This window comes from Aeromicrobium sp. REDSEA-S32_B7 (assembly GCF_001626145.1).
Lineage (GTDB): Bacteria > Actinomycetota > Actinomycetes > Propionibacteriales > Nocardioidaceae > Aeromicrobium > Aeromicrobium erythreum.
Genome location: NZ_LUNF01000025.1, coordinates 1 through 22723, shown reverse-complemented (window position 1 = coordinate 22723; position 22723 = coordinate 1). Strand labels below are relative to the sequence as shown.

Genomic DNA, 22723 nt, shown 5'->3' with positions numbered 1-22723 from the left:
GCTACGAGCGGGGGTCGATGTCGGCGCGGTATCGACGCACTCCCCAGGCGATGAGAGCGAAGCCCACGGCGATGCCGGTCCATGTGGGCCATCCCGGTTGCCGGCCCACCGTGGAGCCCGCCCAGATCTGCATGATCCAGTAGAGGATCGAGCAGACGCCCAGGGCGATCTCCGACCGGGCCCGTGATCTCAACCCCCTGCGTCGGCAGCGGGGCGACTCGTCGGGGCTGCGTCTCATGCTGGAACGGTCTCAGATCGGGCGGTCGGCTGCACGGCGCAGCCGAGTGGCGAGTGCCTCCGACCCGCGTGCGCAGACTCCCGCCGCACGGACACCGCGCGAGCACGGGTGGCTACTACGAGAAGAGCCCCGGAATCCTTGGGATTCCGGGGCTTTCTGCTGGTGGGCGATACTGGGTTTGAACCAGTGACCTCTTCCGTGTCAGGGAAGCGCGCTACCGCTGCGCCAATCGCCCGTGGGTGGTGCTGTTCTGTTGGGGATCGAGGTGGGTACGGGATTTGAACCCGTGTACACGGATTTGCAGTCCGTTGCCTCGCCTCTCGGCCAACCCACCGCTGGATGGGTATGGGGACCCTCTCCGAGCGGACAACGAGATTCGAACTCGCGACCCTCACCTTGGCAAGGTGATGCTCTACCACTGAGCTATGTCCGCATTCGCACCGTTCCCGGCGCGAGATGAAACATTAGTACATGCCCGTGCGGCGGCCAAACAGGGGGGTCCGGACGGGCGCGTTAGGGTGGGGCCATGCGTGCCTGGCTGAACGGAAAACTGCTGGAATCACCGGACGAACCGGCCCTCAGCGTGCTCGACCACGGGCTCGTCGTGGGCGACGGCGTGTTCGAGACCGTCGCCGTCGACGACGGGCAGCCGTTCGCCCTCACGCGTCACCTCGACCGGCTCGCACGCTCCGCCGAGGGGCTCGGCATCGGTCGGCCCGACCTCGGCCTCCTGCGCGAGGGGATCGACGCGACCCTGGACGGCCAGGACCTCCCGTTCGGGCGGGTGCGGATCACCGTCACGTCGGGTCGGGGTCCGCTCGGCTCGCCCCGCGGCGACCACGGGCTCACCCACGTCGTCGTCACCGAGCCGGCCCAGAAGCCGCCGTCGGTCGCCACGATCATCACGGTGCCGTGGCCGCGCAACGAACGAGGCGCGCTGTCCGGTCTCAAGACCACGTCGTACGCCGAGAACGCCAGGATGATCGAGGCGGCACGCGCCGCGGGCGCGTCGGAGGCGGTCATGCCGAACACCCAGGGCCACCTGTGCGAGGGCACGGGCTCGAACATCATGTACGTCCTCGACGGCACCCTCGTCACCCCCACGCTCGCGTCGGGCTGCCTGGCCGGCATCACCAGGGCGCTGGCGCTCGAGTGGCTCGCCGACGAGCTCGACGTCGTCGAGCGCGACGCGCCGATCGAGGTGCTCGCCGACGCCGAGGAGGTCGTCCTCGTCGGCACGACGCGCGACATCCAGGCCATCTCGCACGTCGACGGACGACCCGTCGCCGCGGCTCCCGGGCCCGTCACGCAGCGTGCGCAGGCCATCTGGACGCGGGAGGCCGCGAAGACGTCGGACCCGTAGCTCGACCTCGAGACGGGGTGGAGTAAGGTTCTGACGTCCCCGGGCGATTGGCGCAGTGGTAGCGCGCTTCGTTCACACCGAAGAGGTCACTGGTTCGAACCCAGTATCGCCCACCGACACGCAGGCCCCCGGCTCTCGAGCCGGGGGCCTCGTCGTTCGCCCCGCGCTCCTACGATGGCCGGCATGTCGATCGAGAGCGCCCGCGCCCACCTCGCCCGCTTCGGACGCGACGGCGACGTCGTCGAGACGTCCGGGTCGAGCGCGACGGTCGAGCTGGCGGCCGCGGAGCTCGGCGTCGAGCCGACGCGCATCGCGAAGACGCTCGGCTTCTACGGACGGGAGCCGGGCACCAGCATCCTCGTCGTCGCCGCGGGCGACGCGCGGGTCGACAACGCGGCCTTCAAGGCGACGTTCGGCCTGAAGGCGCGCATGCTCAAGCCCGACGACGTCGAGGCGCTCACGGGCCACCCTGCGGGCGGTGTGTGCCCGTTCGCCAACCCCGAGGGGGCCGCCGTGCACCTCGACGAGTCGCTGCGACGGTTCCCGACGGTCTACCCGGCCGTCGGCAACGCGGCGTCGGCCATCGAGCTCGCGCCCGACGAGCTCGAGGTCGTCGCGGAGCCCGTCGGCTGGGTGAGCGTGACCAAGCAGCCCCCTCCCGCGGGATGAGGCCGCGAGCCGGGGGAGGGGGGCGTCAGGTGGTCTCGGCCGTGCCGAGCGGGTCGAGGCGCACCCACCCGCGGTCGGTGTGACGCTCGAGGCGCAGCCCGCGGCCCTCGCCGGGGGTGGGGGCCTCGAACGGTCGGCTCGAGCGCCAGGCGACGGCCGCCTGGTCGTGCTCGAGCGTCTCCTCGGCGACGACGTCGCCGTCCTCCGTGGTCAGTCGGTACTCAGCCATGGGACCACCGTGCCGTGGAACGCGACGACGTGCGAGCCGAGGTCAGCCGCGACCGAAGAGCAGCCGGAACCTCGACGCCCGTACCGACACGACCGGACGCCGTCCCGCGAGCAGCGACAACGGGCCCGAGAACGTCCACGACGTGCGCAGCAGCTGTGCGCGGAGGCGTCCGCGCACGGACGTGACGACGGAGCGCCCGCCCCGTCGCTGCACCACGCGGAACGAGAGCGGCCAACGACCCGGAAGGCCCACCGTGCGCGCGACCTCGACGCTCGCGAGGCCGTCGCCGCGGTGCCGACGACCCGGCTCGACATCGAAGCGGGCGAGGTCCTTCGGGATGGCCCACAGCGCGCGCCCACCGTCGCGCGACGCCTCGCTGTCGACCCAGATCCATGGGATCCACACGCGCGGTCGCACGCCGCGGCGCACGAGCACGGTCGCCATGACCTCGTCGTAGACGAGGGCGGCGCCGGCAGCGACCGGACGGGCACGAGGAACACCGACGCGACCGCCTGGCCGTGCAGGTCCCACGGCTCGGGGGGATAGCTCACGCCCACGCGAAGTCCTCGACGTCGAGCGAGCGCACCCGGCGGTGGTACGGGTACGTCGACCCGGGCCAGTTCGACGTGATGCGACCCGACGGGTGGCGGTACCAGCTGTCGCAGCTGCCCCAGACCGACTTCTCCAGCCGCTCCTGCACCTGCCGGTCGTAGGCGGCCTCGACCTCGGGGCGCACGTCGACCGTGGCGTGGGCGCCCTCGCGCATCCGGTCGAGCACCTGACGCATGTGCCGGGCCTGCGCCTCGAGCATGTAGATGATCGACCCGCCGCCGAGGTTCGTGTTCGGGCCGTAGGAGACGAACAGGTTCGGGAAGCCGGGCACGTACATGCCGAGGTGGGCGTGCGCGCCGTCGACCCAGCGCTTGGCGAGGGCCTCGCCGTCCACGCCGCGCACGTCGATCGTGTCCAGGAAGTCCTGGGCGGCGAAGCCGGTCCCGTAGACGATGACGTCGGCCGGGTGCACGGTGCCGTCGGCGGTCTCGAGCCCCTCGGGGACGACCCGCACGATGCGCTCGGCGACGACGTCGACGTGGTCGCGCTCCAGCGTCGGGTAGAACGTGTTGGAGAACAGGATCCGCTTGCAGCCGATGGGGTAGTCGGGCGTGAGGACCTCGCGCAGGCGCGGGTCGCGCACCTGACGGTGCAGGTGCGCGAGGGCCACGCGCTTCTCGATGGCGCCGACGACCGTGCCCTCGTCGAGACCGCGCGAGAACTGCTCGCCGAACGTCCACCACAGCGGACGCTCGAGCCGGATCCCCGGTCGCCACCAGCGGGGGAGCGGCCCGTCGGGCTTGGGCAGGATGTAGTTCGGCGAGCGCTGGAACAGCGTCAGCTCGCCGGCCACGTCGGCCAGGTGCGGCACGTACTGGATGGCGCTCGCGCCGACGCCGACCGCGGCGACCCGCTTCCCGCGCAGGTCGAGGTCGTGGTCCCAGCGCGCCGAGTGGAACGCGTCGCCCTCGAAGTCGTCGATGCCGGGGATGGAGGGCAGCCGTGGCTCCGACAGCTGCCCCACGGCGCTCACGAGCACCTGCACCCGCTCGAGCGAGCCGTCGGCGAACCCGACCTCCCACTGCTGGTCGGTCTCGTGCCAGTGCGCCGAGACGACCTCGCGGCGCAGCTGCACGAGCGGCGTGATGCCGAGGTCGTCGGCCGTGCGCCGCAGGTAGGCGTGGATCTCGGGCTGCAGCGCGTACCGGCGCGACCACTCGGTGTTCACGGCGAAGGAGAACGAGTACAGCGGGGAGGGGACGTCGCAGCCGGCACCGGGGTAGGTGTTGTCGCGCCACACCCCGCCGACGTCGTGGCCGCGCTCCCACAGCCGTACGTCGGCGTGGCCGTGCTGCAGGAGCTCGGCCGCCACGGCGATGCCGCCGAAGCCCGAGCCGATGATGCCGACGGACGTCATGAGCCCTCCAGGACGTGGACGAGGTGGGTGGTGAGCAGGTCGAGGACGTCGTCGCGCGTCAGCGTGCCCCGCTGGAGCCACTCGCGGCACAGCGCCTTCACGTACGCGGCCGAGGCCCGCAGCCGGGCCCGCAGCACGGGGGAGTCGGGGAGCCCGACGGCGTCGAGCACGAGACGGGCGGCGCGGTCGTCGGCCTCGTCGACCACGACCTGCAGGTCGGACTCCCCGTGCAGCTCGGCGGCGCCGGACGCCGCGACCCAGGCCTGCCCGTACGTCTGCGCGGCGTCGAGGATCCAGTCCATCGTCACGCGCACGCGCTCGGAGAGCGGCAGGTGCAGCAGGTCCGGCAGCTCCGTCTCGGGCATGAGCGTGGAGTCGCGCATGACGGCGAGGAAGATCTCGCGCTTCGACCCGAAGTAGTGGTGCAGGAGCCCGCGGGTGACGCCGGCGGCACGCGCCAGCTCGGCGAGGGAGACGTCGTCGTAGGCGCGCTCGGCGTAGAGCGTGCGCGCGGCCTCGACGATCTGGCGGCGCCGGGCGTCGGGCTCGAGACGGGTGCGGGAGACGGCGGTCACAGGACGAGTGAACAACGCTATTGGCAAAGTGTCAACAAGCGGGTACGGTGCCAGGCATGAAGCACTACGACGTCCTGGTGGTCGGCTCCGGGTTCGGCGGCAGCGTGACCGCGCTCAGGCTCACCGAGAAGGGGTACTCCGTCGGGGTCATGGAGGCCGGTCGACGCTTCGCCGACGACGAGCTGCCCGAGACGTCGTGGCGTCTGCGTCGCTACCTGTGGGCCCCGTGGGCGCGCTGCTTCGGCATCATGCGCATCACGCCGCTCAAGGACGTCCTCATCGCGAGCGGCACCGGCGTCGGCGGCGGCTCCCTGGTGTACGCGAACACGCTCTACCAGCCGCTCGACGGCTTCTACGACGACCCGCAGTGGGCGCACGTCACCGACTGGCGCGACGAGCTCGCCGCGCACTACGACCAGGCTCGCCGCATGCTCGGCGTCGCGACCTACCCGCGCACGACCCTGCCCGACCGGCTGATGGCGGAGGTCGCCGAGGGGCTCGGCGTCGGTGACACGGTCCACGCCGCCGACGTCGGCGTGCTGTTCGGCGACCGTCCCGGCGAGGAGGTCGACGACCCGTACTTCGGCGGCGCCGGGCCCACGCGCCGCACGTGCACCGACTGCGGCGCGTGCATGACCGGCTGCCGGCACAACGCCAAGAACACGCTCGTGAAGAACTACCTGCACCTGGCCGAGCGGGGCGGCGCCCAGGTCCACCCGCTCACCACGGTGACCGACGTGCGTCCGCGGCGCGGCGGTGGCTACGTCGTGCACACGCGACGCACCGGCAACCGGCTGCGGCGTCGTCGCTTCAGTGCCGACCAGGTGGTCTTCGCGGGCAACGCGCTCAACACGCAGGACCTGCTGCACCGGCTCCGCCGTCGCTCGCTGCCGGAGATCTCCGAGCGGCTGGTGGAGCTGAGCCGCACGAACTCCGAGGCGGTGCTCTCGGCCCGCGCGAGTGCGAAGGACGCCGACGTCACGCCCGGCGTCGCGATCACGTCGTCGTTCCACCCAGACCCGCAGACGCACGTCGAGCCCGTCCGCTACGGCCGGGGGTCGGGCGCGCTGAGCCTGATGAACATGGCGCTGGCCGACCACCGTGGTGGCGGCTCGCAGCTGCGCAAGGTGCTGCGCGGCTACCGCGGCCTCGGGCTGCGCGGAACCCTGCGCCTGCACGACCCGCGCCGCTGGGCCGAGCAGTCGGTCGTGGTGCTCGTCATGCAGTCGCTCGACAACTCCGTCACGACGTTCCTCAAGCGTGGTCCGTTCGGCCTGAGGATGAGCAGCAGGCAGGGCACGGGCGCGCCGAACCCGTCGCACATCCCCGTGGCCGACCACGTCGCCCGCGAGATCGCCGACAAGCTCGACGGCGTGCCAGGCGGCTCCGTCGGCGAGCTCGTCGGCATCCCGCTCACGGCCCACTTCATCGGGGGCTGCCCGATCGGCACCACCCCGCAGGAGGGCGTCATCGACCCCTACCAGCGGCTGTTCGGGCACGACGGCCTGCACGTCGCGGACGGCTCGGCGATCAGCGCGAACCTCGGGGTCAACCCGTCGCTCACGATCACGGCCCAGGCGGAGCGGGCGATGTCGTTCTGGCCCAACCATGGCGAGCCCGACCCGCGTCCGCCGCTGGGCTCGGCGTACCGCCGGGTCGACGCCGTCGCCCCCCACCGGCCGGTGGTGCCCGAGGGAGCGCCGGGCGCGCTGCTCCTGCCCACGCCGCGCCTGCGCGTCGGGGCCTCGTGACGCCTCGCCGACGTCAGGTCAGTCGGGGACGCCCCACGTGTACGTCTGCTTGACCAGCTTCAGGTAGGTGAACGTCTCGGTGCTGACGACGTCGTCCCGGGCGCGGATGTTCTCCGAGAGCACCTGCAGCAGGTGCTCGTCGGTCTCGCACACGAGCTCGAGGATGATGTCGAACGAGCCCGCCGTGATGACCACGTAGTCGACCTCGGGGATCTCGGCGAGGCTCTCGGCGAGCGGCTCCAGCGGACCTTTGCCGCGGATGCCGATGAGGGCCTCCCGCGCGAAGCCGAGCTGCATCGGGTCGGTGACCGCGACGATGTTGATGACACCGGAGTCCGTCAGCTTCTGCACGCGCTGGCGCACCGCGGCCTCGGACAGCCCCACCTCCTTGCCGATGGCCGCGTACGACATGCGGCCGTCGACCTGCAGCAGCGCGATGATGCGCTTGGCGACCTCGTCGAGCACCGGGGCGCTCACGGTGTCGCCTCGGGGACGGCGGGGGACTGGCGAACGTTCATGCGGAGATCTTGACCCACGCCTCCGTCAGCACGCCACGCAGCACCTGCTCGATCTCGTCGAACTGGGCCTGCTCGGCCACCAGGGGCGGCGCCAGCTGGACGACCGGGTCGCCCCGGTCGTCGGCGCGGCAGTAGAGGCCGGCGTCGAGCAGCGCGTGCGACATGAACCCGCGCAGGAGCCGGTCGCACTCCTCGGACGTGAAGGTCTCCTTCGTGTCCTTGTCCTTCACCAGCTCGATGCCGTAGAAGAAGCCGTCGCCGCGCACGTCGCCGACGATCGGCAGGTCGCCCAGCCGCTCCAGGGTGCTGCGGAACGCGCCCTCCGTCGACCGCACGTGCTGGAGCAGGCCCTCGCGCTCGAAGAGGTCGAGGTTGGCCAGGGCCACGGCGCAGGAGACCGGGTGCCCGCCGAACGTGTACCCGTGCGCGAACATCTCGCCGGTGCGCTGGAAGGGCTCGGCGACGCGGTCGCTGACGATCGTCGCGCCGAGGGGGGAGTAGCCCGACGTCAGGCCCTTCGCGCAGGTGATCATGTCGGGCACGTAGCCGTAGCGCTCGGCCCCGAACGTGGTGCCGAGACGTCCGAAGGCGCAGATCACCTCGTCGGAGACCAGCAGCACGTCGTGGCGGTCGCAGATCTCGCGGACGCGCTGGAAGTAGCCGGCCGGCGGCGGGAAGCACCCGCCGGCGTTCTGCACCGGCTCCAGGAACACGGCGGCGACCGTCTCGGGACCCTCGGCCTCGATGGCCACCTCGATCTGGTCGGCCGCCCAGCGCCCGAACGCCTCGAGGTCGTCGGCGTGCTGCGGGGCGCGGTAGTGGTTGGTGTTGGGCACCCGGAACGTCGACGGCACGAGCGGCTCGAACTGCTGCTTCAGCGTCGGGAGGCCGGTGATCGAGAGCGCTCCGTGCGTGGTGCCGTGGTAGGCCACCGAGCGGCTGATCACCTTGTGCTTCATCGGCTTGCCGACGAGCTTGAAGTAGTTCTTCGCCAGCTTCCACGCCGTCTCCACGGCCTCGCCGCCGCCGCTGGAGAAGAACACGCGGTTCAGGTTGCCGGGCGCCAGCGACGCGATCCGCTCCGCGAGGTCGATCGCCGTGGGGTGCGCGTACGACCAGAGCGGGAAGAACGCGAGGTCCTGCGCCTGGCGGGCCGCCGCCTCGGCGAGCTCACGCCGACCATGGCCGGCCTGCACGACGAAGAGACCGGCGAGTCCGTCGAGGTAGCGCCGCCCCCGGTCGTCCCAGACGTAGCAGCCCTCGCCCCGCACGATCACGGGCACGTCCGCGGCGTCGGCGTCCTTCAGGGGCGCGAAGTGCATCCAGAGGTGGTCGCGCGCGGCTTTCTGACGTCGCGCGAGCTGCTCGTCGATGCTGGGGGCGCGATGGGGGTCGAGCGTGGGGTGGGTCATGGTTCCTCCGATCACTGCGAGTATTCGCGACGGAATGCGTCGAATGCAAGGGTCGAGGCGACTGAAGACGTAACGATCGTGTGACGACTCTTGTGGATTCCGTCGAGCGGGTGCAGAGTTCCTGCAACGAGTCGACGGGAGAGGAGCACCCATGGCGCAGGACGTGGGACCGGGAGCCGCCGACGTGGCCCCCACGGGCAGCAAGGGTCTGAAGGCCAACGCGATCGGCTTCTGGGAAGGTCTGTCGATCGGGCTCGACGCGACCGCACCGGCCTACTCGATCGCCGCGGTGCTCGGCTCGATGGTGGTGGTGGCGGGCATCCACGCCCCGGCGGTGCTGTGGTTGTCGTTCGTGCCGATGTTCCTCATCGCCGGTGCGTTCCTCTACATGAACCGGGCCGACACCGACTGCGGCACGACGTTCTCGTGGGTCACCCGGGCGATGGGCCCGTGGATCGGCTGGATGGGCGGCTGGGCCGTCTTCACCACCGGCGTGCTCGTCATCGGCTCCCTCGCCGACGTCGCCGCGCGCTACCTCTTCGTCATGGTCGGCGCCGACTCGCTCGCCGCCAACCGCCCGGTCGTCGTGACGATCGCCGTGGCCATCGTCGTCGTCATGACGTGGCTGTGCGTCCGTGGCACCGAGGCGTCGGCGAGGTTCCAGGTCTGGCTGGTCTTCGCGCAGGTCGGCGCGCTGCTCCTCTTCGTCGGCGTCGCCGCCGTGCGGCTCGCGACCGGGTCGCTCCCTGCCGGCGCGACGACCCCGAGCTGGAGCTGGCTCAGCCCCGCAGGCCTCGACTCCCACGAGCTCGTCAGCGGCCTGCTCATCGGCGTCTTCATCTACTGGGGCTGGGAGAGCGCGGTGAACCTGTCCGAGGAGTCGACCGACGGTGACACCACGCCCGGCCGCGCCGGCATCTGGAGCACCGTCATCCTCGTCGCGACCTACCTGGGCGTCGGGATCGTGACCATCGCCGCCGGAGGCGTCGACTTCGTCACCGGCTACGAGGACGACGACGCGCTGTTCGGTGCCGTCGGCGACCTCGTCATGGGTCCGTTCGCCTTCGTGCTGCTGCTCTCGATCATCACCTCGGGCATCGCCTCGACGCAGACGACCATCCTCCCCGCGTCGCGCGTGTCGCTCTCGATGGCGAGCGCCGGGGCGTTCCCGAAGGTGTTCGCCCGCATCCACGAGCGGTACGGGACGCCGTCGTTCAGCACATGGTTCATCGGCGCCGTGGCCATCGCCTGGTACGTCGGCGCGAGCGCGATCAGCGACAACTTCCTGTTCGACTCGATCTCGGCGCTGTCGCTGATGATCGCCTTCTACTACGGCCTCACCGGCCTGGCGTGCGCCATCTACTGGCGTCGACGGCTCTTCACGTCGGTCAAGGCGTTCCTGTTCATCGGCGTGGGTCCGCTCGTCGGCGCAGGCACCCTCTTCTACCTCCTGTACGAGTCCGTGCTCGACCTTTCCGACCCCGGCGCCTCCTACAGCGGCTCGTCGGTGCTCGGCGTCGGGCTGCCGCTCGCGATCGCCGTCGTCTTCCTCGTGCTCGGGCTGGTGCTCATGCTCGTCTGGCGGTTCACCGTCGGCACCACGTTCTTCACGCGCAAGGGCTTCGAGACCGTCTCCGACGAGGTGGCGCTGGCGGCGCTCGGCCCGACGCGTCCCGGAGCGGCCCTCGACTGAGCCGTCGTCGCGCCCCGTCACCTGCTCACCACCCCGCCCCACCACTGCACTCCGTCCCGACCCCGGGACATCTCCGAGGAGAGACATGAAGATCCTGCTGGTCGGCTCCGGCGGCGTCGGCGCCGCCTTCACGGCCATCGCCGCACGTCGCGACTTCTTCGAGCTCGTGGTCGTCGCCGACTACGACGAGGCGCGCGCCCGTGCCGCCGTCGACGCCCTCGACGACGACCGCTTCGTGGCAGCACGCGTCGACGCATCGTCGGCCGACGACGTCGCGGCCCTGTGCCGCGAGCACGACGTCACCCACGTCATGAACGCCGTCGACCCGCGGTTCGTCATGTCGATCTTCGACGGTGCGTTCGCCGCCGGCGCCGACTACCTCGACATGGCGATGTCGCTGTCGGTGCGCCACCCCGAGGAGCCCTACGCGAAGGTCGGCAAGAAGCTCGGCGACGACCAGTTCGCCGTCGCCGACCAGTGGGAGTCGGCCGGCCGTCTCGCCCTCGTCGGCATGGGCGTGGAGCCCGGCCTCTCCGACGTCTTCGCCCGGTACGCGGCCGACCACCTGTTCAGCGAGATCCGGGACCTGGGCACCCGCGACGGTGCCAACCTGGCGGTGCACGACGAGCACGGCAACGAGGTGTTCGCGCCGTCGTTCTCGATCTGGACGACGATCGAGGAGTGCCTCAACCCGCCCGTCGTCTGGGAGAGGGCGCGCGCCGACGAGCCCGACGGTGGCTGGTTCGTGACGCCCCCGTTCTCCGAGCCCGAGGTGTTTGACTTCCCCGAGGGCATCGGGCCCGTCGAGTGCGTCAACGTCGAGCACGAGGAGGTGCTCCTCATGCCGCGCTGGGTCGACGCCGAGCGGGTCACGTTCAAGTACGGGCTGGGGGAGGACTTCATCAACGTGCTCAAGGCCCTGCACGACGTCGGCCTCGACAGCACGACCGCCGTCCGCGTGCCGTCGGCGGACGGACCCGTCGAGGTCTCGCCCCGTGACGTCGTCGCCGCCTGCCTGCCCGACCCCGCGACCATCGGCCCGCGCATGACCGGCAAGACCTGCGCCGGGCTCTGGATCACCGGCACCGGCAAGGACGGGCAGCAGCGCGAGACGTACCTGTACCACGTCGTCGACAACGAGTGGGCCATGCAGGAGTACGGGCACCAGTGCGTCGTGTGGCAGACCGCCGTGAACCCGGTGGTCGCGCTCGAGCTGCTCGCGGACGGCACCTGGAGCGGCGCGGGGGTGCTCGGCCCCGAGGCCTTCGACGCCGTGCCGTTCCTGGAGCTGCTCACCGCCTACGGCTCCCCGTGGGGCCAGCGGGACTCCTGATCCTGCGCAGGCCCTAGGGTGAGGGCAAGCAGAACGGCCCAGCCGTAGGGGTCGTCGGGACCAGAATGGAGCACCGCCATGTCCGTCACCGTGCACGTCGCCGCCCAGGCGGGGGCCGAGGCAGCACCCCAGACCGTCGACGAGGGGACGAAGGCGTGGCAGCTCTTCGCCGAGCAGCCCGACGTCGTCGCCGCGCGCATCGACGGCGACCTGCGTGACCTGTCGACGCTGCTCGCCGAGGGCCAGACCGTGGTCCCGGTGACGCTCGACAGCCCCGACGGCCTCGACATCCTGCGCCACTCCACCGCGCACGTCATGGCCCAGGCCGTGCAGGAGCTGTTCCCGGAGGCCAAGCTCGGCATCGGTCCGCCGATCACCGACGGCTTCTACTACGACTTCGACGTCGCCGAGCCGTTCAAGCCCGAGGACCTGCAGGCCATCGAGTCGCGCATGAAGAAGATCGTCAAGGAGGGCCAGCGCTTCGACCGTCGCGAGATCAGCGACGACGCCGCGCGCGAGGAGCTCGCCGACGAGCCGTACAAGCTCGAGCTCATCGGCCTGAAGTCGAGCGCCGGCTCCACCGAGGGCGCGAGCGTCGAGGTCGGCGAGGGCGGCCTCAGCATCTACGACAACGTCAAGCGCGACGGATCGCTGGCCTGGAAGGACCTCTGCCGCGGCCCGCACCTGCCCACGACCAAGCGCATCCCCGCCTTCCGGCTCATGCGCTCGGCCGCCGCGTACTGGCGCGGCGACGAGAAGAACATGCAGCTGCAGCGCATCTACGGCACCGCCTGGCCCACCAAGGAGGCGCAGGAGGAGTACCTGCACCGCCTCGAGGAGGCGCAGCGTCGCGACCACCGACGCCTCGGCACCGAGCTCGACCTGTTCTCCTTCCCCGACGAGATCGGCTCCGGCCTGCCCGTCTTCCACCCGCGCGGTGGCGTGATCAAGCGCGAGATGGAGGACTACGTCCGTCGTCGGCACATCGAGGAGGGCTTCGAGTACGTCGGCACCCCGCACATCGCCAAGGAGGGCCTGTTCCACACGTCGGGCCACCTGCCGTACTACGGCGAGGGGATGTTCCCGGCGCTCGACGTCGACGGCCAGGACTACCGCCTCAAGGCGATGAACTGCCCGATGCACAACATCATCTACCGCTCCCGGCAGCGCTCCTACCGCGAGCTGCCGCTGCGGTTCTTCGAGTTCGGCCACGTGTACCGCAACGAGAAGTCCGGCGTCATCCACGGCCTCACGCGCGTGCGCGGGTTCGCCCAGGACGACTCGCACTCCTACGTCACCCCCGAGCAGGCGCCCGACGAGGTGCGTCACCTGCTGAACTTCATGCTCAGCCTGCTGCGCGACTTCGGCCTCGACGACTTCTACCTCGAGCTGTCGACCCGCGACGCGTCGAAGGACAAGTTCATCGGGTCCGACGAGGACTGGGAGCTCGCCACCCAGGTGCTCGCCGACGTGGCCGCGGAGACCGGGATCGAGCTCGTGCCCGACCCGGGTGGAGCGGCCTACTACGGCCCGAAGATCTCGGTGCAGGCGCGCGACGCGATCGGTCGCACCTGGCAGATGGGCACCGTGCAGTACGACTTCAACCAGCCGTCGCCGGAGCGGTTCAACCTGGAGTACGTGGCCGCCGACGGGACGCGCAAGCAGCCGGTGATGATCCACTCCGCGAAGTTCGGCTCGATCGAGCGGTTCCTCGGCGTGCTCGTGGAGCACTACGCCGGCGCCTTCCCTCCGTGGCTCGCGCCCGTCCAGGCGGTCGGCATCCCCGTCGCCGAACGGCACTCGGACTACCTGCACACGCTCGGCCAGCGGCTCCGTGGTGCGGGCATCCGCTTCGAGGTCGACGACTCCGACGAGCGCATGCAGAAGAAGATCCGCACCGCCCAGACGCAGAAGGTGCCCTTCATGCTGCTCGTCGGCGACCGCGACATCGAGGCCGACGCCGTCTCGTTCCGCTACCGCAACGGCGAGCAGGAGAACGGGGTGCCCGTCGACGACGCGGTGCGCCGCATCCTCGAGGCGGTGGCGTCGCGCGAGCAGGTCTGAGCGACACCAGCGCGTCCGTACGGCGCTCGCCCCCGTTCCCGGTGATCCGGGGACGGGAGCGACGTCGTGGCCCTAGGGTCGCGCCGTGAGCAGACGCATCCCCGCAGGAGTCAACGGTCGCCCGCTCGTTCTGTGCCTCGCCCTCCTGCTTGCCGTCGGCCTTCTCGGGCCTGCGGCTGCACCTGCCGCCGCTGGGGATGCCTACATCGGCCCAATCGGGCCACGGACCCGATGCGTGGAGTGGGCCGACCCGTTGCAGCTTCCCGTCGTGCGCTCCGTCGGGGCTGACGGGCCGCGCATCGGCCAGCTGATTCGGTGGGAGTACCGCACCAGCTCGAACGGTCCGTACGTCTCCACGGACGCCGTGGCCGTGCGGGAGGACGGCCTGGCCGTCCCGCCACCCGTGGAGGCATCGCTGGGTGAGACGGGGCATGGCCACGTCCGGTTCCTCGTCCTGGTCGGCGACACGTGGCACTACCTGAACGCGTCCGTCTTCTACCACCCGTCCCGCTCCGCCCTTCTGCGTGAAGCCTCGGTGCAGATCAGCGCACCAACGACCAAGAAGTGGTCTCAGGGCGTCGACGTGCTGGGGCTCTCGCCGCTCTACGAGGTGGCCGACGAGTCCGGAGCCTGCACCGAGGCGCCAGCGCGCGACGTGCAGCTGGAGGTCTGGGCAACTCACGGGATCACAGGTCAGCGCACGCTACTCGGCCGGGTCGACGTGGAACGTCGTGTCTGGAGCTTGATGACCTATCCGCCGACCACCGGCCCCTACTCCCTCACCGTCGAGCAGGTCCGAGCGGGGCAACGGCGCCAGGTCGCCGACACCGCGACCGTCACCCTCGTTCCCGACGACACGAAGCTCGGCGTCTCGGTGCCGGAAGCACGGGCTTACTCGCAGGGTCGTCGCCGTCAGGACGTGTGGTGGATGCCTCGCGGGACGCGCTTCAAGCTCGTGGTGACGCAGCAGCAGGAGTACTGGCGCCCGGTCGAGCTCGACGGTCCCTCGAGGATCGTCACCGCGCGCTTCACGGGGTGGGGTGCGCGCGCGGCCACGACCCTGTCCGACGTCGTGCTCACTCGTGGCACCCACATCCGCATCGGGCGACAGGAGCACGTCATGCGTGCCGGCGGCCGCTTCGAGCTCGCTTCCGCCGCTACCGCGACCGAGCCAGCGGGTCGGGTCAGGGCGGAAGTCCGACCGCTGCCGCGCCCTTCGTTCCCCTCGCGCACCACGCGAGCGCGGGCCTATCACCCCGTCGCCCGCACCGTGACGGTGAAGGACGGAGCGGGACTGAAGGCGTGGCTCGAGCTGAGGACCCGGGACGGCTGGTCGTCCGCCGGGCCGGAGCGCACGATCGGCAAGGACGGTCGGGTCCGCCTCCGCCTGGATAACGACACTCGACACACGCGTCAGTACCGACTCACCATCTGGGCTCCGTCCTACGAAGGCTCGATGCATCAGATCGTGGTGGCGCGCGGCCGCTGGACGATCCAGAACCGCTGACTTCGCACCACCGCGTCGGTCCCGGCAGCCGCGGTGAACCCCTCGTCTAGGGTGGGTCGGGTGAGCCTCGACGACCGCCTGGAGCGTCTCTGGGTGCCGTACCGCATGTCCTACGTGCGCGGCGAGGAGCCCGAGCCCGACGACACCTGCCCCTTCTGCCGCATCGCGGCCGGGGGAGCGCAGTCCGAGCTCGTCGTGCACCGCGGTGCCACCTGCTTCGTCGTGCTCAACCTCTACCCGTACAACCCCGGGCACCTCATGGTCGTGCCGAACCGGCACGTCGCCGACTACACCGAGCTCACGGCCGACGAGACCGCCGAGGTCGCGGCCCTGACGCAGACGGCGCTGCGCTCCATCCGCGCCGTGTCGGCACCGCAGGGGTTCAACGTCGGCCTGAACCTGGGCGGCGTGGCCGGCGGGTCGCTGTCGCAGCACCTGCACCAGCACGTCGTGCCGCGCTGGTCCGGCGACGCCAACTTCATGACCGTGCTCGGCCGCACCAAGACGCTGCCGCAGCTGCTCGAGGACACCCGCGACCTGCTGGCCGAGGCCTGGCCCGCAGCCCCCACCACCACTTCGACCACCCTTGGGGACGTCTGATGCTCGAACGCTTCCGCCAGTTCTGGACCAACGTGTGGTCCCCACTGGCCGACCTCCTGCTGCGCCTCGGCGTGAAGCCCGACCACGTGACCATCGTCGGCACGCTCGGCGTCAGCGCCGGCGCCCTGTGGTTCTTCCCGCGCGGGCAGTTCTTCATCGGCGTCATGGTGGTCACGGCGTTCGTGTTCAGCGACCTCATGGACGGCTACATGGCCCGCAAGTCGGGGCAGTCGTCGAAGTGGGGCGCGTTCCTGGACTCCACGCTTGACCGGGTCGGCGACGCGGCCGTCTTCGGCGGCCTGCTGCTCTACTACACGCGCCCCGACGCGGAGTCGACGCTCGGCCCGGCCGAGCTGTACCTCGGCCTCAGCCTCGCCTGCCTCGTGCTCGGCAGCCTCACGTCGTACGCACGCGCCCGCGCCGAGAGCCTCGGCATGCAGGCCAAGGGCGGCATCGCCGAGCGCGCCGACCGCCTCGTCGCCATCCTCGTCATGACCGGCTTCTCCGGCCTCCTCGACCTCCCCGTGCTGCGCGAGGTGACCCTGTGGGCCCTCGCCCTCGCCAGCCTCGTCACCGTCTTCCAGCGCATGGCGATCGTCCACCGCCAGGCCGTGCAGCAGCCGGGCCTGGACGTCTGACGTCGTCGGCGCGGCTTGCTTGACCTGCGGCTGCATCGTTGCGGGTCGGACTCGACCTGCGGCTGTGTTGGCGCGACTTCGACTCGGGGTGGGGCTGCGTCTGCGCGGCTTCGACTCGGGGTGGGGCTGCGTCTGCGCGGCTTCGACTCGTCCTGCGCTCCGAAAGGGCCTCGACCGGGCGGCTGGGTGGCGCGGCGGCTCCGGTTCTCGGGCTATGGCTTGCGGTGGGCGCAAGGATTCTGCGTTTGCGCGTCCCATCGGTGGATCTGCCACCTTCTGAGCGCTCTAGAGGTGGCAGATCCACCGCTAGCGGGTCAGACGTGGGCAGCGCTTCTCCCTTCCCGTGGCACGGTCCACGAGAAGGGAGAAGTGCTGCCCACCCCACCCCCAAGGGCACCCACGATTCTTCCTTCGTGCGCCCGCGGTCGAACGCTTCTGCGTTGGTGACGGGATCCCGTAGCAAACGGAGAAGCCTTGGAGTCCCAGCGCACGAACGCAGATCCTTGCGTCCAACGGAGGCCACAGCCCGAGAACCAGAGCCGCCGCCCGCCAAGCCGCCCGGTCGAGGCCTTTTCGGAGACCATCCCCAGCGAAAGCCGAGGCAGCGCACCAGCAAGCCCAGACCCCCTGCGGCAGCGCACCAGCAAGCCCAGACCCCCTGCGGCAGCGCAGCAGCAAGCCCAGACCCCTGCGGCAGCGCACCATCAAGCCCCTCCGACATCCGAGAGCCACCACGTCGATGCGCTCAGAAACCTTGACACCATCAATGTGACATTGGTCTTGACACATAGCGACCACCGTCACATACTCGCGGTATGACCCTCATGGACGAGCAGGATCTCGACCGCACCCAGGAGAGCCTGGCGTCGCTCGCGACGCCCGAGTACGAGGCGACGCTCCGGGCCCTGTCGCAGGCGTCCGTCGACCGGAACTTCGACGCGTTCGTCGACGTCCCCTGGGACGACCCCGACTTCCGCATCGACCCCAGCGACCGGCACTGGGTGCTCACCGAGGCCGACCCGCTCGGACGCCACCCCTGGTACCAGAACCTGCCGGTCGAGCGGCAGATCGAGATCGGGATGTGGCGCTACGCCAACATCTTCAAGGTGGGGCTGCAGTTCGAGAACCTGCTGATCCGCGGCATCATGCAGTACGTCTTCACCCGCCCGAACGGCTCGGCCGAGTTCCGGTACCTCACCCACGAGGCGACGGAGGAGTGCCACCACACGCAGATGTTCCAGGAGTGCGTCAACCGCATCGGTGCCGACGTGCCGGGGATGCCGCGTTGGATGCGCGCGCTGCACGGCGTCATCCCGCTCTTCGCGTCCCGCTACCCGCTCGGCTTCTTCATCGCGGTGCTGGCCGGCGAGGAGCCGATCGACCACACGCAGAAGCGGATGCTGCGCGAGGGCGCGAACCTGCCGCCGGTGATGCGTCGCATCATGCAGATCCACGTCGCGGAGGAGGCGCGCCACATCTCCTTCGCCCACGCGTACGTCATGCGCAGCGGCCCCCACCTCGGGAAGGTCGACCGCTGGATCATGTCGATGCTCTTCCCGATCATCATGCGCGTCGCGGGCGACCTCATCCTCGTCCCGCCGAAGGAGCTGCGCACCCAGATGGGCGTGCCGCAGGAGGTCATCGACGAGCTCTACTGGGACGCCCCCGAGTCCCGCGAGTTCCTCGCCGAGCTGTTCAGCGACGTGCGCATGCTGGCCGAGGAGTCGACGCTCATGACGCGCTCGTCGCGCCGGATGTGGCGCTGGCTCAAGATCGACGGCCGCCCCTCTCGGTACCGCAGCGAGCCGCCGGCACGGCTGACCGACCCGTCCCCCGTCGGTCCGTCCTGACGTGCCGCACGTCGTCACCCAGGCGTGCTGCGGCGACGCCGCCTGCGCCTTCGCCTGTCCGGTCAACTGCATCCACCCGACACCCGACGAGCCCGACTTCGCCACGTCGGACATGGTCTACATCGACCCGCAGGCCTGCGTCGACTGCGGCGCGTGCGTCCGGGCGTGCCCCGTGGGCGCGATCAAGCCCGCGTCGCGGCTCACTCCCGACGAGCAGGTCTTCGTGTCCTCGACCGGCTCCCCACGCCGCACGGCCTCGTGCGCGCCGGCGTCGCGCCCGACCACCAGCACACGAAGGCCATCACCGACCTCTTCGCGCGCATCGAGGCGCAGCCCGGCTTCTCCTACGCGCTCGGCCTCGAGGTGGGCGTCGACGTCACGCACGAGCAGCTCCTGCAGCGTCACGACGCGGTCGTCTACGCGACCGGGGCGTCGGCCGACCGGCGTCTCGGCGTGCCGGGGGAGGACCTGCCGGGCAACACCACCGCCACGGCGGTGGTCGCCTGGTACAACGGCCATCCCGACCACGTGGCCACCCCGATCGACCTCGACGCCGAGCGCACCGTGGTCGTCGGCAACGGCAACGTCGCCCTCGACGTCGCCCGCGTGCTGCTCAGCGATCCCGCGCAGCTGGCCCGCACCGACATCGCCGACCACGCCCTCGAGGCGCTGCGGACCAGCCGCCTGCGCTGCGTCGAGCTGGTCGCGCGACGCGGGCCCGCCCAGGCGGCCTTCACCGTGCCCGAGCTCGTCGGGCTGCTGCACCACCCCGACGTCGACGTCGTCGTGCCGCAGCGCGACCTGCTCGACGGCGACGACGTGAAGAGCCGTCTGCTGCGTGAGGGCACCACCGCCGAACCGGTCGAGGGACGTCGCCACGTGCTCCTGCGCTTCCTCGCCGCCCCGGTCGAGGTGCTGGGGGAGCGTGCGGTCACGGGGGTGCGTCTCGCCCGCACCCGGCTGGAGACCGACGTCGACGGCACCGTCCGGGCCATGCCCACCGGCGAGCTGGACGACGTCGCCACCACGTCGGTCCTGCGGTCGGTCGGCTACCGCTCGACACCCGTGCCCGGGGTGCCGTTCGACCCGGTGGCCCACCGCATCCCGAACGTCGGTGGGCGCGTGCTCGACGCCGCCGGTGGCGCGCTCCTGCCGCGCACGTACGTGGTCGGGTGGGCCAAGCGAGGCCCGACCGGGTTCATCGGCACCAACAAGTCGTGCTCGCTGGAGACCGTCAACCATCTGCTCGCCGACGTCGCTCTGGGTCGGCTCGACCACGAGTCGGTCCTCGGGGCTCCCGGGCGGTCCGTCCGTGGGCAGGACCTCGTCGGGCTCGACCTGGACGCCTGGCGACGCCTCGACGCGCACGAGCGGGTGGCCGGACGCGAGCAGGGCCGTCCGCGCCGCAAGGTCGTCGAGCGGGCACGGATGCTGGACGTCGTGAACGGTGTCGCCAGCGCTCGATAGACTGGAGCCGTGAGCACCCCGCAGACCTCCCCGACCCCCGACGGCACCAGCACCCCCAGCGTCGGCACGGCCCGCGTCAAGCGCGGCATGGCCGAGATGCTGAAGGGCGGCGTCATCATGGACGTCGTCGACGCCGACCAGGCGCGCATCGCCGAGGACGCCGGCGCCGTGGCCGTCATGGCGCTCGAGCGCGTCCCGGCCGACATCCGTGCCCAGGGTGGCGTCGCGCGCATGAGCGACCCCGACCTCATCGACGGCATCATCGAGGCCGTCTCGATCCCGGTCATGGCGAAGGCGCGCATCGGCCACTTCGCCGAGGCGCAGGTGCTCCAGAGCCTCGGCGTCGACTACATCGACGAGTCCGAGGTCCTCACGCCGTCGGACTACGCCAACCACATCGACAAGTGGGCCTTCAACGTCCCGTTCGTGTGCGGTGCGACCAACCTCGGCGAGGCGCTGCGCCGGCTCACCGAGGGTGCGGCGTTCATCCGCTCCAAGGGCGAGGCCGGCACCGGTGACGTGTCGAACGCCGTCACGCACATCCGCAAGATCACCGGCGAGATCCGCCGCCTGCAGTCGCTGCGCGAGGACGAGCTGTACGTCGCGGCGAAGGAGCTGCAGGCGCCCTTCGAGCTGGTCAAGGAGGTCGCCGAGCTCGGCAAGCTGCCCGTCACGCTGTTCACCGCCGGCGGCATCGCCACGCCCGCCGACGCCGCGCTCGTCATGCAGCTCGGCTCCGAGGGCGTGTTCGTCGGTTCCGGCATCTTCAAGTCCGGCAACCCGCAGCAGCGCGCCGAGGCCATCGTCAAGGCCACGACGTTCTACGACGACCCCGACGTGGTCGCCAAGGTCTCCCGCGGCCTCGGCGAGGCCATGGTCGGCATCAACGTCGACGACATCCCCGAGCCGCACCGTCTCGCCGAGCGCGGCTGGTGACGACTCCGGCACGACCCTGACCGAGGACCCGGCGTGAACGCCGGGTCCTCGCTCGTTCCCGGCCCCGACGCGCGCCGGGGCCCGGTGCCGCACCGCCCCGGCGGACGATGACCCAGGGCGCGCTAGGCTGACGTCGTCGCCCCGGGTTGGAGTGCTCGGAGCGGCCTCGGGGACTGCGTCACCAGGCCGGTGCGTGCGGTCCCGACCCCAGACCCGATCGGGAGGGATGCCGTGAGGGAGCGGCGGGGGTGTGAGGCGCTCAGCGCCCGCCCCCGCCTGCTGGGTCCTCTCCGACGTCCCGCGCACCGGCGTCACTAGGCTGTCCCGGTGACCTCCCCGACCATCGGCGTCTTCGCCCTCCAGGGCGACGTCCGCGAGCACGTGCAGGCCCTCCAGGCATTGGGGGCGGACGTCGTCGCCGTGCGCCGCGAGGAGGAGCTCGACCGGGTCGACGGCCTCGTCATCCCGGGCGGTGAGTCGACCACCATGATCAAGCTGGCCGACGTGTTCGGCGTGGCCGACGCGTTCCGCCGCCGGATCGCCGAGGGACTGCCGACGTTCGGCACGTGCGCGGGCATGATCATGCTCGCCGACCGCATCGTCGACGGTGCCGACGGCCAGACCACGTTCGGCGGGCTCGACGTCACCGTGCGCCGCAACGCGTTCGGTCGCCAGGTCGACTCCTTCGAGGCGCAGGTCCCGTTCACGACCTTCCCGGACCCCGTCCACGCCGTGTTCATCCGGGCGCCGTGGGTGGAGCAGGTCGGCCCCGACGTCGAGGTGCTCGCCCGTGTCCCGGTCGTGCTGGACGCGGCGACGGGCGACGACGACGAGCGAGCCGATAGGATCGTCGCGGTCCGGCAGGGTGCCCTGCTCGCGACGTCGTTCCACCCGGAGGTGGGGGACGACCTCCGCCTGCACCGCCTGTTCCTGGACCTCGTGGACATGTAGGGATCCGCCACCTGCCGAGGTGGCGCGGAAAGGGGCACGGGATGTCAGGCCACTCCAAGTGGGCGACGACCAAGCACAAGAAGGCCGCGATCGACGCCAAGCGCGGCAAGATGTTCGCCAAGCTGATCAAGACCATCGAGGTGGCGGCGCGGACCGGCGGGCCCGATCCCGACGGCAACCCGACCCTGTACGACGCCATCCAGAAGGCGAAGAAGTCGTCGGTCCCGAACGACAACATCGACCGTGCGGTCAAGCGCGGCGGCGGCATCGGCGGCGACGCGGTCGACTACACCACGATCATGTACGAGGTGTACGGGCCGAGCGGCGTCGCGCTCCTGGTGGAGTGCCTCACCGACAACAAGAACCGGGCCGCGATGGAGGTGCGCACCGCCGTGTCGCGCAACGGCGGGACGCTCGCCGACCCCGGCTCCGTCGCGTACCTGTTCCACCGCAAGGGTGTCGTGCAGGTGCCCGCGCAGGACACCACCGAGGACGACATCCTGCTGGCCGTGCTCGACGCCGGCGCCGAGGAGGTCAAGGACCACGGCGAGAGCTTCGAGGTGATCAGCGAGGCGTCCGACCTCGTCGCCGTCCGCAGCGCCCTCCAGGAGGCCGGCCTCGACTACGACTCCGCCGAGGCCTCCTTCGTCCCCTCGGTCGAGGTGCCCGTCGACGTCGACGGCGCCAAGAAGGTCGTCAAGCTCGTCGACGCCCTCGAGGACCTCGACGACGTGCAGAACGTCTTCTCCAACGTCGACATCAGCGACGACGTGCTCGCGGAGCTCGACGAGGACTGACGTCGGGGGCCTCCTTGTGTGGGGCGTGGCTCGTTGCTGCGCTGCCTGCGGGGGTCGTGTCCTTGCTGGTGCGCTGCCTGCGGGGGTCTCGTCCTGCTGGTGCGATGCTGTAGGGCGCTCGTGCTTGCTGGTGCGCTGCCTCGGCCTTCGCTTGGGAGTGGTC

At 70.9% G+C, this 22723-nt stretch carries 21 protein-coding genes, 4 tRNA genes and 1 pseudogene; 16 read left to right on the top strand and 10 right to left on the bottom strand.

Going from position 1 to position 22723, the window contains the following annotated elements; translation table 11 throughout:
- Position 1: 1 nt before the first annotated feature.
- The 4 genes from A6Q79_RS01485 to A6Q79_RS01470 all read right to left on the bottom strand — a co-directional run bounded on the left by A6Q79_RS01485 (position 2) and on the right by A6Q79_RS01470 (position 671).
- Entirely contained in the window at positions 2–238 is a 237-nt protein-coding gene (locus A6Q79_RS01485) for a hypothetical protein (protein ID WP_286691009.1), read from the bottom strand.
- Between the two features lie 160 nt (positions 239–398).
- Positions 399–473 (bottom strand) — tRNA-Val (locus A6Q79_RS01480).
- A 28-nt stretch (positions 474–501) separates the two neighbouring features.
- Positions 502–572: transfer RNA gene (locus A6Q79_RS01475), tRNA-Cys, on the bottom strand.
- A 27-nt stretch (positions 573–599) separates the two neighbouring features.
- Positions 600–671, bottom strand: a tRNA-Gly gene (locus A6Q79_RS01470).
- Positions 672–764: 93 nt separating this feature from the next.
- Between A6Q79_RS01470 and A6Q79_RS01465 the strand changes: the two genes are divergently transcribed.
- The 3 genes from A6Q79_RS01465 (at position 765) to A6Q79_RS01455 (ending at position 2270) form a co-directional block, all read left to right on the top strand.
- Positions 765–1601 (top strand): aminotransferase class IV, encoded by an 837-nt coding sequence (locus A6Q79_RS01465; RefSeq protein ID WP_286691008.1) that lies wholly within the window; start codon positions 765–767, stop codon positions 1599–1601.
- Between the two features lie 41 nt (positions 1602–1642).
- Positions 1643–1714: transfer RNA gene (locus tag A6Q79_RS01460), tRNA-Val, on the top strand.
- Positions 1715–1784: 70 nt separating this feature from the next.
- Positions 1785–2270: a YbaK/EbsC family protein gene (locus A6Q79_RS01455; RefSeq protein ID WP_286691007.1), complete on the top strand. Its 486-nt coding sequence runs from the start codon at positions 1785–1787 to the stop codon at positions 2268–2270.
- 25 nt (positions 2271–2295) lie between these two features.
- Here A6Q79_RS01455 and A6Q79_RS01450 read toward each other — a convergent pair whose 3' ends face one another.
- From A6Q79_RS01450 to A6Q79_RS01435, 4 genes are read right to left on the bottom strand one after another with little or no spacing between them, the layout of a single operon-like run.
- The gene (locus tag A6Q79_RS01450; RefSeq protein ID WP_067857982.1) at positions 2296–2499 is read right to left on the bottom strand and encodes a hypothetical protein; all 204 of its coding nucleotides are present in this window, start codon (positions 2497–2499) and stop codon (positions 2296–2298) included.
- A 42-nt stretch (positions 2500–2541) separates the two neighbouring features.
- Positions 2542–3030: an acetoacetate decarboxylase family protein gene (locus A6Q79_RS01445; protein WP_317695635.1), complete on the bottom strand. Its 489-nt coding sequence runs from the start codon at positions 3028–3030 to the stop codon at positions 2542–2544.
- Between the two features lie 16 nt (positions 3031–3046).
- Positions 3047–4468 (bottom strand): NAD(P)/FAD-dependent oxidoreductase, encoded by a 1422-nt coding sequence (locus A6Q79_RS01440; RefSeq protein ID WP_286691005.1) that lies wholly within the window; start codon positions 4466–4468, stop codon positions 3047–3049.
- Complete coding sequence (locus A6Q79_RS01435; RefSeq protein WP_286691004.1) at positions 4465–5043, bottom strand: TetR/AcrR family transcriptional regulator; 579 nt, start codon at positions 5041–5043, stop codon at positions 4465–4467. The genes A6Q79_RS01440 and A6Q79_RS01435 overlap by 4 nt, the downstream gene beginning before the upstream one ends.
- 56 nt (positions 5044–5099) lie before the next feature.
- Here A6Q79_RS01435 and A6Q79_RS01430 point away from each other — a divergent pair, with 56 nt between their 5' ends.
- The gene (locus tag A6Q79_RS01430) at positions 5100–6794 is read left to right on the top strand and encodes a GMC family oxidoreductase (RefSeq protein ID WP_317695628.1); all 1695 of its coding nucleotides are present in this window, start codon (positions 5100–5102) and stop codon (positions 6792–6794) included.
- 18 nt (positions 6795–6812) lie between these two features.
- Here A6Q79_RS01430 and A6Q79_RS01425 read toward each other — a convergent pair whose 3' ends face one another.
- Both A6Q79_RS01425 and A6Q79_RS01420 read right to left on the bottom strand, forming a co-directional pair.
- On the bottom strand, positions 6813–7271 hold the full coding sequence (locus A6Q79_RS01425; RefSeq protein ID WP_067857968.1) for an Lrp/AsnC family transcriptional regulator: 459 nt from the start codon (positions 7269–7271) through the stop codon (positions 6813–6815).
- A 37-nt stretch (positions 7272–7308) separates the two neighbouring features.
- Positions 7309–8724 (bottom strand): aspartate aminotransferase family protein, encoded by a 1416-nt coding sequence (locus A6Q79_RS01420; protein WP_286691002.1) that lies wholly within the window; start codon positions 8722–8724, stop codon positions 7309–7311.
- A gap of 151 nt (positions 8725–8875) precedes the next feature.
- On the opposite strand from A6Q79_RS01420, the gene A6Q79_RS01415 reads away from it, so the two are divergent.
- The 12 genes and pseudogenes from A6Q79_RS01415 to A6Q79_RS01360 all read left to right on the top strand — a co-directional run bounded on the left by A6Q79_RS01415 (position 8876) and on the right by A6Q79_RS01360 (position 22560).
- Entirely contained in the window at positions 8876–10417 is a 1542-nt protein-coding gene (locus A6Q79_RS01415) for an APC family permease (RefSeq protein ID WP_286691001.1), read from the top strand.
- An 85-nt stretch (positions 10418–10502) separates the two neighbouring features.
- On the top strand, positions 10503–11750 hold the full coding sequence (locus A6Q79_RS01410) for a saccharopine dehydrogenase family protein (RefSeq protein ID WP_286691000.1): 1248 nt from the start codon (positions 10503–10505) through the stop codon (positions 11748–11750).
- Positions 11751–11828: 78 nt separating this feature from the next.
- On the top strand, positions 11829–13814 hold the full coding sequence (gene thrS, locus A6Q79_RS01405; RefSeq protein WP_286690999.1) for a threonine--tRNA ligase: 1986 nt from the start codon (positions 11829–11831) through the stop codon (positions 13812–13814).
- Between the two features lie 268 nt (positions 13815–14082).
- Positions 14083–15321, top strand: coding sequence for a hypothetical protein (locus tag A6Q79_RS01400; protein ID WP_286690998.1), 1239 nt, complete (start codon positions 14083–14085; stop codon positions 15319–15321).
- A gap of 105 nt (positions 15322–15426) precedes the next feature.
- Positions 15427–15921: an HIT domain-containing protein gene (locus A6Q79_RS01395; protein ID WP_286691024.1), complete on the top strand. Its 495-nt coding sequence runs from the start codon at positions 15427–15429 to the stop codon at positions 15919–15921.
- Positions 15921–16559: a phosphatidylinositol phosphate synthase gene (gene pgsA, locus A6Q79_RS01390; RefSeq protein ID WP_286690997.1), complete on the top strand. Its 639-nt coding sequence runs from the start codon at positions 15921–15923 to the stop codon at positions 16557–16559. Before A6Q79_RS01395 ends, pgsA begins: the two co-directional genes overlap by 1 nt.
- A gap of 815 nt (positions 16560–17374) precedes the next feature.
- Positions 17375–18409 (top strand): diiron oxygenase, encoded by a 1035-nt coding sequence (locus A6Q79_RS01385; protein WP_286689604.1) that lies wholly within the window; start codon positions 17375–17377, stop codon positions 18407–18409.
- A gap of 1 nt (position 18410) precedes the next feature.
- A pseudogene (locus tag A6Q79_RS01380) lies at positions 18411–18563 on the top strand (ferredoxin family protein); the annotation flags it as partial.
- A 104-nt stretch (positions 18564–18667) separates the two neighbouring features.
- Entirely contained in the window at positions 18668–19876 is a 1209-nt protein-coding gene (locus tag A6Q79_RS01375) for an NADP oxidoreductase (protein ID WP_317695617.1), read from the top strand.
- 9 nt (positions 19877–19885) lie between these two features.
- Entirely contained in the window at positions 19886–20812 is a 927-nt protein-coding gene (gene pdxS / locus A6Q79_RS01370; protein WP_067857939.1) for a pyridoxal 5'-phosphate synthase lyase subunit PdxS, read from the top strand.
- A 327-nt stretch (positions 20813–21139) separates the two neighbouring features.
- Positions 21140–21763: a pyridoxal 5'-phosphate synthase glutaminase subunit PdxT gene (gene pdxT / locus A6Q79_RS01365; RefSeq protein WP_253022997.1), complete on the top strand. Its 624-nt coding sequence runs from the start codon at positions 21140–21142 to the stop codon at positions 21761–21763.
- 41 nt (positions 21764–21804) lie between these two features.
- Positions 21805–22560, top strand: coding sequence for a YebC/PmpR family DNA-binding transcriptional regulator (locus tag A6Q79_RS01360; protein WP_253022998.1), 756 nt, complete (start codon positions 21805–21807; stop codon positions 22558–22560).
- The last annotated feature ends 163 nt before the right edge of the window (positions 22561–22723 follow it).

Coding starts and splice junctions, on each gene's coding strand:
- A6Q79_RS01485 (WP_286691009.1), bottom strand. CDS start 238: ATGAGACGCAGCCCCGACGAGTCGCCCCGCTGCCGACGCAGGGGGTTG.
- A6Q79_RS01465 (WP_286691008.1), top strand. CDS start 765: ATGCGTGCCTGGCTGAACGGAAAACTGCTGGAATCACCGGACGAACCG.
- A6Q79_RS01455 (WP_286691007.1), top strand. CDS start 1,785: ATGTCGATCGAGAGCGCCCGCGCCCACCTCGCCCGCTTCGGACGCGAC.
- A6Q79_RS01450 (WP_067857982.1), bottom strand. CDS start 2,499: ATGGCTGAGTACCGACTGACCACGGAGGACGGCGACGTCGTCGCCGAG.
- A6Q79_RS01440 (WP_286691005.1), bottom strand. CDS start 4,468: ATGACGTCCGTCGGCATCATCGGCTCGGGCTTCGGCGGCATCGCCGTG.
- A6Q79_RS01430 (WP_317695628.1), top strand. CDS start 5,100: ATGAAGCACTACGACGTCCTGGTGGTCGGCTCCGGGTTCGGCGGCAGC.
- A6Q79_RS01420 (WP_286691002.1), bottom strand. CDS start 8,724: ATGACCCACCCCACGCTCGACCCCCATCGCGCCCCCAGCATCGACGAG.
- A6Q79_RS01415 (WP_286691001.1), top strand. CDS start 8,876: ATGGCGCAGGACGTGGGACCGGGAGCCGCCGACGTGGCCCCCACGGGC.
- A6Q79_RS01410 (WP_286691000.1), top strand. CDS start 10,503: ATGAAGATCCTGCTGGTCGGCTCCGGCGGCGTCGGCGCCGCCTTCACG.
- thrS (WP_286690999.1), top strand. CDS start 11,829: ATGTCCGTCACCGTGCACGTCGCCGCCCAGGCGGGGGCCGAGGCAGCA.
- A6Q79_RS01395 (WP_286691024.1), top strand. CDS start 15,427: ATGTCCTACGTGCGCGGCGAGGAGCCCGAGCCCGACGACACCTGCCCC.
- pgsA (WP_286690997.1), top strand. CDS start 15,921: ATGCTCGAACGCTTCCGCCAGTTCTGGACCAACGTGTGGTCCCCACTG.
- A6Q79_RS01385 (WP_286689604.1), top strand. CDS start 17,375: ATGACCCTCATGGACGAGCAGGATCTCGACCGCACCCAGGAGAGCCTG.
- A6Q79_RS01360 (WP_253022998.1), top strand. CDS start 21,805: ATGTCAGGCCACTCCAAGTGGGCGACGACCAAGCACAAGAAGGCCGCG.